The 12,577-nt window shown below is 40.9% G+C and carries 12 protein-coding genes; 9 read left to right on the top strand and 3 right to left on the bottom strand.

Annotation, left to right across the window (positions count from 1 at the left end; all coding sequences use genetic code 11):
- Positions 1 to 18 precede the first annotated feature (18 nt).
- The 6 genes from ACTWPX_RS15940 to ACTWPX_RS15915 all read left to right on the top strand — a co-directional run bounded on the left by ACTWPX_RS15940 (position 19) and on the right by ACTWPX_RS15915 (position 6,767).
- Positions 19 to 750 carry a YkyA family protein gene (locus tag ACTWPX_RS15940; RefSeq protein WP_443120587.1) on the top strand — a complete coding sequence of 244 codons (732 nt, stop codon included), beginning with the start codon at positions 19 to 21 and terminating at the stop codon, positions 748 to 750.
- 612 nt (positions 751 to 1,362) lie between these two features.
- Entirely contained in the window at positions 1,363 to 2,445 is a 1,083-nt protein-coding gene (gene pdhA, locus ACTWPX_RS15935) for a pyruvate dehydrogenase (acetyl-transferring) E1 component subunit alpha (RefSeq protein ID WP_443120586.1), read from the top strand.
- Positions 2,446 to 2,448: 3 nt separating this feature from the next.
- Positions 2,449 to 3,426: an alpha-ketoacid dehydrogenase subunit beta gene (locus tag ACTWPX_RS15930; RefSeq protein ID WP_443120585.1), complete on the top strand. Its 978-nt coding sequence runs from the start codon at positions 2,449 to 2,451 to the stop codon at positions 3,424 to 3,426.
- A 28-nt stretch (positions 3,427 to 3,454) separates the two neighbouring features.
- The gene (locus tag ACTWPX_RS15925; RefSeq protein WP_443120584.1) at positions 3,455 to 4,768 is read left to right on the top strand and encodes a dihydrolipoamide acetyltransferase family protein; all 1,314 of its coding nucleotides are present in this window, start codon (positions 3,455 to 3,457) and stop codon (positions 4,766 to 4,768) included.
- Positions 4,769 to 4,771: 3 nt separating this feature from the next.
- Positions 4,772 to 6,181 (top strand): dihydrolipoyl dehydrogenase, encoded by a 1,410-nt coding sequence (lpdA, locus tag ACTWPX_RS15920; RefSeq protein ID WP_128522927.1) that lies wholly within the window; start codon positions 4,772 to 4,774, stop codon positions 6,179 to 6,181.
- A 187-nt stretch (positions 6,182 to 6,368) separates the two neighbouring features.
- The gene (locus tag ACTWPX_RS15915) at positions 6,369 to 6,767 is read left to right on the top strand and encodes a hypothetical protein (protein ID WP_443120583.1); all 399 of its coding nucleotides are present in this window, start codon (positions 6,369 to 6,371) and stop codon (positions 6,765 to 6,767) included.
- 392 nt (positions 6,768 to 7,159) lie between these two features.
- Here the strand turns inward: ACTWPX_RS15915 and ACTWPX_RS15910 are convergent, their stop codons facing one another.
- A complete protein-coding gene (locus tag ACTWPX_RS15910) occupies positions 7,160 to 7,462 on the bottom strand; it encodes a hypothetical protein (protein WP_443120582.1) in 303 nt (100 codons plus the stop codon).
- 101 nt (positions 7,463 to 7,563) lie between these two features.
- On the opposite strand from ACTWPX_RS15910, the gene ACTWPX_RS15905 reads away from it, so the two are divergent.
- Together ACTWPX_RS15905 and ACTWPX_RS15900 are read left to right on the top strand one after the other, a co-directional pair.
- The gene (locus ACTWPX_RS15905; RefSeq protein WP_443120581.1) at positions 7,564 to 8,091 is read left to right on the top strand and encodes a hypothetical protein; all 528 of its coding nucleotides are present in this window, start codon (positions 7,564 to 7,566) and stop codon (positions 8,089 to 8,091) included.
- 363 nt (positions 8,092 to 8,454) lie between these two features.
- The gene (locus ACTWPX_RS15900) at positions 8,455 to 9,360 is read left to right on the top strand and encodes a branched-chain amino acid transaminase (protein WP_443120580.1); all 906 of its coding nucleotides are present in this window, start codon (positions 8,455 to 8,457) and stop codon (positions 9,358 to 9,360) included.
- 407 nt (positions 9,361 to 9,767) lie between these two features.
- Here ACTWPX_RS15900 and ACTWPX_RS15895 read toward each other — a convergent pair whose 3' ends face one another.
- Both ACTWPX_RS15895 and ACTWPX_RS15890 read right to left on the bottom strand, forming a co-directional pair.
- Positions 9,768 to 9,983 (bottom strand): YjcZ family sporulation protein, encoded by a 216-nt coding sequence (locus tag ACTWPX_RS15895; protein ID WP_443120579.1) that lies wholly within the window; start codon positions 9,981 to 9,983, stop codon positions 9,768 to 9,770.
- Between the two features lie 123 nt (positions 9,984 to 10,106).
- On the bottom strand, positions 10,107 to 10,946 hold the full coding sequence (locus tag ACTWPX_RS15890) for a protein-glutamine gamma-glutamyltransferase (protein ID WP_443120578.1): 840 nt from the start codon (positions 10,944 to 10,946) through the stop codon (positions 10,107 to 10,109).
- A 986-nt stretch (positions 10,947 to 11,932) separates the two neighbouring features.
- Between ACTWPX_RS15890 and ACTWPX_RS15885 the strand changes: the two genes are divergently transcribed.
- Complete coding sequence (locus tag ACTWPX_RS15885; RefSeq protein WP_443120577.1) at positions 11,933 to 12,544, top strand: LysM peptidoglycan-binding domain-containing protein; 612 nt, start codon at positions 11,933 to 11,935, stop codon at positions 12,542 to 12,544.
- The last annotated feature ends 33 nt before the right edge of the window (positions 12,545 to 12,577 follow it).

The raw sequence follows: 12,577 nt of genomic DNA, 5'->3' as shown, positions 1-12,577 counted from the left end.
ATACGAGGGGGAAAAGTTGTGCAAGTACGTATGCTCATGGCACTTCTTGCTGCTGCGGTCTTTATTTTATCTGGATGTACAGGCCAGTCAGCTAAAGAAGAGATGTATGATCACCTAGAAAAAGCCGTTACTTTGGAAGAAGCTTTCAGGGAGCAGCAGCAACCTATGGTTGAGCTGGAGAAAGAAGAACAGAAACTTTATGAACAAATCATCGATCTGAACATGGACCAATTCGAAGAGATTAAAGAGAAATCTCAACAAGCGGCCGCGATCGTAGAAGAGCGCCGGGAAAAGCTTGAGCTTGAAAAAGAAAGTATAGACTCTGCAAAGGAAGAATTCGATAAAATCGAGCCTCTAGTAGAAGATCTGGATGAAGAACAAACAGATGCAAAAGATAAAGCCAAGGAATTGATCGATACGATGAACAAGCGCTACGAAGCTTATCAAGATCTCTATAGTTCATATGATGAAGCACTTACACTCGATGCTGAGCTTTATGAAATGATGCAGCAAGAAGACTTGACGGAAGAACAGCTGCAAGGTCAGATTGAAGAAATCAATCAAAGCTATAACAAGGTCATTGAAATGAATAAAACATTCAATGAACATACTGAGAAATACAATACATTGAAAAAAGAGCTTTATGAGGCATTAGAACTGGATGTCACTTACGAGGAGTCCGGGGAGAAAGAAACAAATGACGAAGAAAAAGACGGAGAAGACGGTACGGACGCTTCTTCTGAAGAATAACTGGAAGAACCGCTGACTTATTCAGCGGTTTTTTTGTGCTCTGACATGGCTTATGCTTTCATGTGGTGCTTAAAGCGCTAACAGTTTTCTATCTCTGGCATCCATTGCTCGTACTAGAACAGCTTGTCTCTGAAAAGGACTTCTGTGTGATTGTATTTTAATGGCTTCAATCTTCAAATTTTTCTTCTTAATTATTAAACAGGTTGCTCATTTTAGACAAGTCTTCAAACCGAGTTTAATCATTTGCTTCTATGGATGAAAAATCGTAGTATTAATACAGGGACAATTTTCAGGGTGGTACAGTCTTAGGCTTTCCATTGACAGAATGAGCCATTTTCTGAGTGCAGCGTTTATACTCTAAGTATGTATGGAGATTATATATGCGAAGTGATTGACGAACAATGACGAATTGAGCTAAACTACATAATGGATTGACATTGTACCATTGAATCTTGCTTCATGAATGTAACAGTTATGTTCAGCTTCTATGCATGATTAATAAAGTTATGTACAGGGTAAAACGTAAAGAGAAAATCGGTACAGTTTTTTTTCATAATTGGGAAAGCTACTCACAGCATCCATTTTAAAATTCGAAGGAAAGGGTGAAATATTTTGAAACGAACTCTTGAGAACATTGAAAATCAGTTCGAAACGTTTCAAATCCTTAATGAAGAAGGCGAAATCGTAAATGATGATTTCATGCCTGACTTATCAGATGATGATTTAAAAGAAATAATGCGTCGTATGGTTTATACGCGTATTCTGGACCAGCGTTCCATCGCACTTAACCGTCAAGGACGTCTTGGTTTCTATGCGCCGACGGCTGGACAGGAAGCGTCCCAGTTGGGAAGCCAATTTGCACTTGAGAAAGAAGACTTCATTCTTCCAGGTTACCGCGATGTACCACAGTTGATCTGGCACGGTCTTCCACTTTACCAGGCATTCCTGTTTTCCCGTGGACATTACAAAGGAAACCAAATGCCTGAAGGAGTTAACGCCGTAAGCCCACAGATCATCATCGGAGCACAAATCACCCAAACAGCCGGTGTCGGTCTTGGATATAAAAAACGCGGCGAAAATGCTGTAGCCATCACTTACACTGGTGACGGCGGCGCCTCCCAAGGGGATTTCTATGAAGGAATCAACTTTGCAGGTGCTTTCGGTGCTCAAGCAATTTTCGTTGTTCAAAATAACCGTTTCGCAATTTCTGTACCTGTTGAGAAGCAATCGGCTGCTCAAACAATTGCCCAAAAAGCAGTTGCTGCAGGTATCGAAGGCATTCAGGTGGATGGTATGGACGTACTTGCAGTTTACGCAGCTACGAAAGATGCGCGTGAACGTGCTGTGAACGGTGAAGGTCCGACGTTGATCGAGACATTGACTTACCGTTATGGTCCACACACAATGGCCGGAGATGATCCGACTCGTTACCGTACAGAAGACGAAGATAATGAGTGGGAGAAAAAAGATCCGATCGTTCGTTTCCGTAAATTCCTTGAAGCGAAAGGTCTATGGTCAGAAGAAGAAGAAAACGAATTGATTGAAAAGACGAAGGAAGAAATCAAAGCAGCAGTCAAAGAAGCTGACGGTACTGATAAACAATCAGTTGCTGACTTGATCGGTATCATGCATGATGAACTTCCATCTAACCTGAAAGAGCAATTGGAAGAATACAAGGAAAAGGAGTCGAAGTAAATCATGGCACAAATGACAATGATCCAAGCCATCACAGACGCGATGCGCACAGAACTTAAAAATGATGAAAACGTGCTGGTTTTCGGTGAAGACGTTGGTCAAAACGGCGGAGTCTTCCGTGCTACTGAAGGTCTTCAAGATGAATTCGGTGAAGAACGCGTTTTCGATACACCACTAGCTGAATCAGGAATCGGCGGGATGTCCATCGGGCTTGCCCTTACAGGTTTCCGTCCTGTACCTGAAATCCAGTTCTTTGGTTTCGTATATGAAACAATGGACGCGATCAGTGGACAAATGGCACGTTATCGCTATCGTTCTGGTGGTACACGTCAAATGCCGATTACGATTCGTTCTCCTTTCGGCGGCGGTGTCCACACACCTGAACTCCACGCAGACAGCCTTGAAGGGCTAATGGCTCAGCAGCCTGGTCTCCGTGTGGTCATTCCATCAAACCCATATGATGCGAAAGGTCTTTTGATCTCTTCCATCCGTAATAACGACCCAGTCGTTTTCCTTGAGCACATGAAACTTTACCGTTCATTCCGTGACGAAGTGCCTGAAGAGGAATATACAGTAGAACTAGACAAAGCTGCCGTAAAGCGTGAAGGTAATGATGTTACATTGGTTGCGTACGGCGCTATGGTGCACTCTTGCCTTAAAGCTGCGGAAGAACTTGAAAAAGACGGCGTAAGTGCTGAAGTCATCGATCTTCGTACTGTAAGCCCTGTCGACTATGAAACAATCCTTGAGTCTGTCAAGAAGACAAACCGCGCTGTTGTAGTTCAAGAAGCGCAAAAACAAGCAGGAATCGCTGCGAATGTTGTTTCCGAAATTCAAGAAAAAGCCATCCTTCATCTTGAAGCACCTGTATTGCGTGTAACAGCACCAGATACAGTCTATGCATTCACTCAAGCTGAAGAGGTTTGGTTGCCGAATCACAATACGATCGTTGAAAAAGTCAACGACGTTATGAACTTTTAATCATCCCTAATCATAGGAGGTAATAACCGTGGCATTTGAATTTAAGCTGCCTGATATCGGTGAAGGTATCCACGAAGGTGAAATCGCAAAATGGTTCGTAAAACCTGGCGATGAAATCAAAGAAGATGATGTCCTTTGTGAAGTGCAAAATGATAAAGCTGTCGTTGAGATCCCTTCTCAAGTAGATGGAACTGTCAAAGAAATCCATGTAGACGAAGGCGAAACAACTACTGTAGGAACAGTCATCATTACAATTGATGATGGTTCTGAAGATACTGGTTCTTCTGAAGAAGAAGAGGAGCCGAAAGAAGAAGAAAAAGAGGCACCAAAAGAAGAAAGCAAAGAAGAAAAAGAAGATAGTGTATCTGATCAACCAGCTGCATCTTCAGACGATAGCGATGTTGATGAAGACAAGCGTGTCGTGGCGATGCCTTCTGTACGCAAATTTGCTCGTGATAATGAAGTAGACATCCGCAAAGTTCAAGGATCCGGCAAAAACGGCCGTGTTCTTAAAGAAGACGTGGAAAGCTTCATGGACGGCGGACAAGCAGAAGCAGCATCAGAAGGGTCTGCTGATCAACAGCAAGAAGAAAGTGCAGAAACTTCAACTCAACAAGCAGCACCTGCTGCTGGAGAAGCCTATCCAGAAACACGCGAGAAAATGAGCGGAATCCGTAAAGCGATTTCCAAAGCTATGGTTAACTCCAAGCATACAGCTCCTCACGTAACTCTAATGGATGAGGTAGATGTCTCTGAGCTTGTAGCTCACCGTAAGAAGTTCAAGTCAGTCGCAGCTGAGCAGGAGATCAAGCTGACGTATCTTCCATATGTCGTGAAGTCTCTTGTTTCTACACTGAAGAAATATCCAGTCCTAAATACGTCAATTGACGACAATACGGATGAAATTATTCAGAAACACTATTATAATATTGGTATCGCAGCAGATACGGAGAAAGGACTCATGGTCCCAGTCGTAAAAGATGCAGACCGCAAGTCCGTATTCTCTATCTCAAGCGAAATCAACGAACTAGCTGTGAAAGCTCGTGACGGTAAACTTTCATCTGAAGAAATGAAAGGTGCTTCCACTACAATTACAAATATCGGATCTGCCGGTGGACAATGGTTTACACCAGTCATCAACCACCCGGAAGTTGCAATCCTTGGAATCGGCCGTATCGCTGATAAGCCGATCGTCCGTGATGGCGAAGTAGTTGTTGCTCCAGTTCTTGCGATTTCCTTGAGCTTCGACCACCGTATCATCGATGGTGCGACAGCTCAGCACGCAATGAATAACATCAAGCGTTTACTGAACGATCCACAACTAATCATGATGGAGGCGTAAAGTATGGTAGTAGGAGATTTTCCAATTGAATTAGATACGTTGGTTGTCGGTGCGGGTCCTGGCGGTTATGTAGCTGCCATCCGTGCTGCTCAATCTGGTCAAAATGTAACAATCGTCGACAAAGGCAATTTGGGCGGCGTATGCTTGAACGTTGGTTGTGTACCATCTAAAGCATTGATTCAAGCCGGTCACCGTTTTGAACATGCCAAAGGTTCTGATGATATGGGGATCAAGTCTGAAAATACAACTGTCGACTTTTCCAAAGTACAAGAGTGGAAAAGTGGCGTTGTCAACAAACTGACTGGCGGTGTTGAAGGCCTTCTTAAAGGTAACAAAGTGGATATTGTAAAAGGCGAAGTTTACTTTGTAGATAAAAACACTGTCCGTATCATGGACGAAAAGAACTCTCAAACGTACACGTTCAATAACTGTATTATTGCTACAGGTTCTCGTCCAATCGAAATCCCTAACTTCAAATATTCTGATCGTGTTCTTGATTCTACTGGTGCTTTGAATTTAGAGGATATTCCTAAGAAGATGGTAGTCATCGGTGGCGGATACATCGGTACTGAACTTGGTACTGCCTATGCAAACTTCGATACCGAAGTAACCATCCTTGAGGGAACAAAAGATATTCTAGGCGGATTTGAGAAGCAAATGTCTTCTCTTGTCAAAAAGCGCTTGAAGAAAAAAGGCGTTGACGTCGTAACCGAAGCAATGGCTCAAGGTGTAGAAGAAACAAAAGACGGTGTTACGGTCAAATACGAAGTCAAAGGTGAAGAGAAAACCATCGATGCTGACTACGTATTAGTAACAGTCGGTCGTCGTCCGAACACAGACGAGATCGGTCTTGAAGACGTAGGAGTTAAAATGAGCGATAAGGGAATCATCGAAATTGATAAACAGTGCCGTACAAGCATTGATAATATCTATGCAATCGGTGATATCGTCGATGGCCCGCCACTTGCTCACAAAGCTTCTTATGAAGGTAAAATAGCTGCTGAAGCTATTTCCGGTGAGAAGTCTGAGATTGATTATCTTGGAATCCCTGCAGTGGTATTCTCTGATCCAGAACTCGCTTCTGTCGGATATACAGAGCAAGAAGCAAAAGACGCTGGATACAAAGTGAAAGCTTCTAAATTCCCATTCGGTGCAAACGGCCGTGCGCTGTCTCTTAACGATAGTGAAGGCTTCCTGAAACTGATCACGCGTGAAGATGACGATCTTGTCATCGGTGCTCAAATCGCAGGACCGAATGCCAGTGATATGATTGCTGAGCTTGGCTTAGCTATCGAAGCTGGGATGACAGCTGAAGACTTAGCTCTGACTATCCATGCTCACCCGACACTCGGTGAAATTACGATGGAAGCTGCTGAAGTAGCAATCGGACAACCGATTCACATCGTTAAATAATAGCAATGACAGACAAACGGGAAAAGCGTTGAGCTTTTCCCGTTTTTTTTTCTAGTATTTGGGTGATTAAGTGGGGCAGCTTGTAAACTATATGGGTTTTATACTTTTTATGATATGATTTTATTGTAATTTTTTCCTTTTACAGGGGGGATTCCTTGATGAAAAAAAATGCATAGGTGGTGTCACGTTGAAATGGAGGAGGGTTTTTCTGAAAAAAAAGACAGTGTCCCGAATTGCGATCTTTGTAATAGGTTGTATTCTCTTCACTTTTTCAATTGACCTGCCAGTATTAGGTTTTAAAAAATTGGAGTTTGTGAAGGGGACTTCCAACCATCAAGTCATTGATTACAATTGGTATGGCAAAGAAATTAGCAGGGATACTTTTGAAGGGAGTTCCAGTGAAGCGCTGAGCCTATTTCAAAAACAAGACAAACTTCAAAAAATCCAGGTGTCCATAATCATTTTTACTCTAATGCTTTTAACGCTATGGTGGAGTCAGGAGAAAAAACGTTACATATATGGCTGTGGAGTCATCTTTTTATTATTATTAATTATTGATGTTGTGTTGGTAAATAAATTCAGTTAGCAGTTTGACTTTGATGCTGCAATCCCATTACAGATGGGTTGGATCCCACAACCAGTAACTTAAGTTAATACATAGTGCTTGAGAGGTGAAGAAAAATGCGGAATAGGTTGAGGAAAATATCCTGGAAGGACGCTCTCATTGGCTTGACATTTATCATTGTGCTTTATTTCACGCTGCCGTACTTTGGCATAAATCCCTTTTATATAGTAAGTATCCTATTGGGGATTTTAATGGGAGCAGTTGAATGGATAACGAAATTCATATTGCCCTGGATAGTTTTATACTGGGTGGCCAGGTTGATAAAGAACCTGGAGTCCAGACAGGTTTCTAAATGATTTTGAGACTGTTGAGGGTGGACCTCTTTAATAAGAATCCACCTCCTGAAAAACTGACTACTGTTTCAATTTGTTTAAATGCCTTATACATATTAACGCGGATATGACTCCGAGAATAAAAATGATGATAAGCAGTAATGTAGATATAAAATCACCTGTGCGATTGAATTCATCGGCTAATGTACCGATGCTAAATAGTAGATTGACGCCGGCAAGTACGACTAAACCAGTATTCATCATAATGAAAGCGCCAATGGAAATTTTCTTTTTTAGAAATAAGAGGTACACAATATTGAGCAGTAGAATGGCAGCTAAAATTAACAGGACAGGCTGCAGGTGATCGATCGGCTGGTTAGGCAAAAGTTTTCATCTCCTTTTCATATGTAAAATTTTGTTTGTTAGTATAACAGATTTTTTGAAATTATTTAAAGGGCAATGTTTGAGCATAGGAGGGGATTACTTTGAAAAGGCATATAAAAGCTGCATTAGTGATCTTAAGTTCATGTATCGTTCTATTAGGGTGTGATCCCACAGCAAAGGACAAGATGGAGTTTTATCAACAAACAAAAAGTATTGACCTATCCAGTGAAATGATCGATTCTATTTCATTACACTCAGATAAAGACACTATTCTTGCCACTTTCGGAAAGCCCGAAAATATTGAAGAAATATCCAACCCCAAGTCACAATATTTAAGTTACGATGGTATTGAGTTCGGCCTGATGGAAGGCCACGTTTTTCGCTATTACTTCAATAGTCATCACCAAACGACCAGAGAAATCAAAGATGGAGATACTAAAGAAAAAGTAATCGAAGAATATGGCCGGAATTACTATGAAAGAGAAGAAAGTGGTTTACATATGATGGGGTACTTTGATAAAGAAAATGAGATGAATATCGAATTTGGATTTCAAGGAAATAGAGTCACAGCAGTGATGGTTGAGCATATCGGATGGAAAATAGTAACGAATTGGAGAATGGCCGATTAAACGACTTGAATATTGCACTGTAGTTTTAGGAGAGGGAGTTATTGAAGAACTTTGCTGATTTATTATCCAGCTTTTCTTTTGTAATTGGCTGGTTTGTAGTAGTTGTCGCTACTTGTTATTTCATCCCCTCTATATTTCTTGGGGGATTTTTTCTCTTGGTTTCATTGCTTGCAATCACATCCGGTGTTTTCCTTATCTGGATATCCAAACGAATTTAAAGCTAGTATAGGGGAAATTTAATTTCTACCAGCATTTATTGTGAATGGGGTTTCGGGTTTATTTTCAAATTCTAAGTGGACTTTCAAATTCATAGTGTATAGATAAACATTACTGCATATAGTCTTATAAAAAGGTGTGAATGCCATGGCTTATATGTTCGATATAGATCGATTCGTGGATGAGCGTTCTTTAAGTGTCAGTGTGAAAAATAAAGGGCTGAATTATGGGTTAGGTTGTATAGAAGGGATTCGAGCTTTTTGGAATGATCGGGAAAAGCAATTGTTCATTTTTCGACTAGAGGAGCACTTGAAGAGGTTTCATGACTCTGGGAAAAGTTTGTTCATAAACATTCCTTTCTCAGTAGAGCAACTGTCCCATATCACCAAACAATTGCTTTTGCTAAATCAGGTCACACAGGATGTCTATATTCGACCTATTTGTTTTAAGGGGTCAAACACATTACGACCTAAATTAAACGGCTCATTTAATCATCTGGCTGTCTACACGGATCTGTCGGAATATGAACCGAAGCCATTCTTGAAAGTATGCATTTCCTCATGGACTAGAATAGGAAGTAATATGATTCCACCACAAGCAAAACCTTCAGCAGGCTACATGAATTCTGCGTTGGCAAACAATGAAGCTGTAATGGGTGGCTATGATGAAGCGGTATTTTTAACAAAAGAGGGCAACGTCAGTGAAGCAGCTACAGCGAATATTTTCATTGTGCGAAGGGGAGAGGTACTTACACCTCCTATGTCAGATGATATTCTGGCAGGCATTACGAGGGGGACAGTCGCTCAGATATTACAAAAAGAGATGAACATACCGGTCATTGAACAAAGTATGGCAAGGGTAGAATTATATGAGGCAGATGAAGTGTTTTTTACAGGAACGGCTATTGGAATTAAGCCAGTCGTGGAAATTGATCGAAGGGTGATCGGGGCCGGGCAGATAGGACCGGTTACTTTGAAGATCCAACAAATTTACAATCAGATTGTTCGAGGGGAAATGCCAGCATATCGGGATTATTGCACTTCATTATATTAGAATGCCGCGTTATTTATGATCCAGTTCGCTCATGCCTGCTTTCCATTATCTTTGAAGCACAAACCGAAAGCACCATTTCATTTATCAAGAAGACGATTTAAAAAGCAGGGGAATACTCCATAAATAATTATGATTAAGTAGAGATAATAGGGTAAACACCTTGAACCTATATAGAATGACTACCAGCGGAAATTCTAAAAGGATAGTCGCAATTTTCTCATTCCTGAATTTGCCGGTCCACATTATGGAAGGTTGCTTTAACTTTTCACCATAAAACAGCCCCCTTCGGAAAAGGGAGCTGTTATTAGTTTTGTTTGCTACTATTGAGTGAATCGGAACACCTTTATTCAGCAAGGTTTGCTGTCATCTTCATTCGTCAAGATGCTATTCACCAAATAATAAATCGATTACCATTTTGGTACGCTGCAGCCGACAATGATCAATAAGATAAACAACACAACAATCAAAATGAAATTGTTTCTGCGGGGTGGCGGGCATTTATATGCGGGAGCATAAGCCATGTGCGGGGCGTTTGCACCCATATAAGGAGCATTCACGTTAGCGCCCATGGAATATGGAGCATTCGCATAAGCACCCATATAAGGAGAATTTGTATTTTCCATCTGAAAACATCCTTTCGTTTTTGTGTGTTCGTCACTATATAGTACTCGCCTGGTACAAAGATGAGCCCGTCAACCTGAAAAATGGGTAAGTGTCACGAATACACAAATCAGGAGTTTCCAACGCTACGATTTATAACTCAGCTCAAACAGGTAATGTTTGTAGGACACAGAAGTCTTATTGTGATGGACGAGGAATGGGGTCGTTTTATGAATAGCACGGCTGCTTTGTGTGCTGAAGAACCTTGCTGGTTGATTGAAAGAAGGTTTAGTGATTAAGCTTGTCAAATAGGCCGATTGCTGACTATTTGTTATTCGCTTATCATTCAGCCCCTCAATCATCTTCGTCTTTGTCCTGATACTGAACCCATGTCCGAAAAAACGATCATTCCCAAAAGCTACAGCATTGATCCCTCTGAACCATGGGATGGATGGGTCCACCTCAGGGTTATTGAAATAGACCACATCCCCAGGGATATAATCATTCGCAAATACAGAATGGAGCCCGAGATCGTCATCTGAGTGCCAACTGTATAAATAGAGGTTGGGAAAAAGCGTGTTAAAAGAGGTGCTGCCCATCGTTTGTAATAGACCGTGATAAAAAATGATCACACAGGCGGTCGCGCATTCAAACTTGTAGAGGGCACTATTTTTGAATATATCGAGAATCGCATCTGCCGGATTCACTTGACGTTTCAACAGAAATCCGCCTTCTTTAGTCAAAATCCAATAATCAGAATTACACTGGGCATTTTTGAAAGTGGCAAAGGCTGCTTTACCACCATCCATATCTTGCGCGCTTATGATGATGTTTTTTCTGGCTTTAATTTCAAATAAAAGTTCCCGTTCTGACGAATAAGAGTAGACGTTTTGAGCCTTTTGTAAAGAATCGATGATAAGATTCTCGACTTTATCAGTTTTCCATGATTCACTAGGTTGAAAAGGCCTTCCAGATACCTGGATCATACGGTTGCTCCTTTCCAAAATAAAAATACCTGTTATTCACCTATGATATTCATATAGGTGCTGGATGATGTTAGCACCCACACATATTCGTCGACTCGTAAGCGGAGCAATTATTGAATCAGACCTTTTCTTATTCGATTTTGTCTATACAAAAACCAGACAGCAATTTATCCGATGAATATCCGTTATTAAACGATATTCATTGGATAAATTATACCTAATGATGCGACTACCTATTTTTGGGAGCTAATTGAGATTAAATGAAATACAGAGGTGATTAATATCAAGACAATGGTAGATATCGGTGACAAAAAGCTTGAGGTATGGGAAGAATGGACGGGCTTGAAATTATTATCTTCCGGAAGCTATGTTATAAAGGATGGTAGTACCTTTGGAAGTAGACAAAGAAGTTGATGAAGCCCATTACATTGAACCGAATGTCTGGATGGAACACGAGTTGTAGCGTAATGTTTTCTGCAAAAGCAACACGTGTCAATTAGATCCAGATTATTCATAGCAATTCGAATTATATATAACTGATAATTAACTGATTCATAATAAAATGGGGCTGGGACAAAACACTAACTGCCTCTGAAAAAAACGAACAATAGGGTGGAATGGATCAAATGGAGCGAAGGCAACATACGTAAACTTTGCGGGAACAGCACGAAGCAAAGCCCCCGGAAAGCGGCCTTTGCTTTCTGAGGGGGGCTGAGGCCGTGCCCGCGGCAAGCATCCACCGACAAGCGATTTGTGAGAAGCAACAACAAACTTTAACAGTTCCTCTATATGTGAAAAGTCTTTTCCAGTGGAAAAATGCTTTTATCACAGCCTCGTTGTATTGAGCAGATGAATACTTTATGAATTCATCCAAAAGTTCAACGGAATCTTTCAAATAGATTACAAAATGTTAATAATATTATGTTTAAATTACCGAATGATGCGGGGACACATATAGTAGAAGCTATTATAAAGGAGGAGTTAAGATGAAAAAAACAACAAAATATTTAGCGCCCCTAATAGCTTTAGGAGTCAGCTTTGGAGTAACTGATAGTGTCTCAGCACAATCGGATCGCAGCGTTGAAGTTAAACCGGAAGACACGCTTTGGAGCATCTCTCAACTATATGAAGGAGTCACGGTTGATGAATTATACGAAATGAACCCGAATGTAGAACCGTTCAATTTAGAAGTGGGCTCCCATTTAAAAGTAAATGCAGAACAAGATAGTTCAAGAGAGGTTTATCACACCGTAACACCAGGTTCCACTTTATACAGTATTGCCAACCTTCATGCAAATGTTACGCTTGATGAACTATATGAATTGAACCCTGGAATCGACCCTTATGATTTACAAGCTGGAGATGAAGTGAAAGTAAGAGAAACCGGTGCTTCAGAACCTCATTTAAGTAAAGATGAGGCTGAAACAATCGTCAGGGACAATTATGATGTTGAAGAAAGCACAAACGTTGTCTACGATAATGTAGTTGACGGCAAATATCTGATTCACGTCTACAATGTAGTTGATAATCATACGGCAACAAAAGGATGGTATTTAGTAAACCCTCATACAGGAGAAACAAGTAATTATATGCAGTAAAATATCTTCTCATAGCTTTTTAAGGAGTTCCCG

It is taken from the genome of Halobacillus sp. H74 (genome assembly GCF_052246715.1).
Lineage (GTDB): Bacteria > Bacillota > Bacilli > Bacillales > Halobacillaceae > Halobacillus > Halobacillus litoralis_A.
This window is presented reverse-complemented; position numbering and strand designations above follow the sequence as displayed.

What these genes read in the sequence shown, in the direction of transcription:
- ACTWPX_RS15930 (WP_443120585.1), top strand. Translation starts at nt 2,449, where the DNA reads ATGGCACAAATGACAATGATCCAAGCCATCACAGACGCGATGCGCACA.
- lpdA (WP_128522927.1), top strand. Translation starts at nt 4,772, where the DNA reads ATGGTAGTAGGAGATTTTCCAATTGAATTAGATACGTTGGTTGTCGGT.
- ACTWPX_RS15900 (WP_443120580.1), top strand. Translation starts at nt 8,455, where the DNA reads ATGGCTTATATGTTCGATATAGATCGATTCGTGGATGAGCGTTCTTTA.
- ACTWPX_RS15895 (WP_443120579.1), bottom strand. Translation starts at nt 9,983, where the DNA reads ATGGAAAATACAAATTCTCCTTATATGGGTGCTTATGCGAATGCTCCA.
- ACTWPX_RS15890 (WP_443120578.1), bottom strand. Translation starts at nt 10,946, where the DNA reads ATGATCCAGGTATCTGGAAGGCCTTTTCAACCTAGTGAATCATGGAAA.
- ACTWPX_RS15885 (WP_443120577.1), top strand. Translation starts at nt 11,933, where the DNA reads ATGAAAAAAACAACAAAATATTTAGCGCCCCTAATAGCTTTAGGAGTC.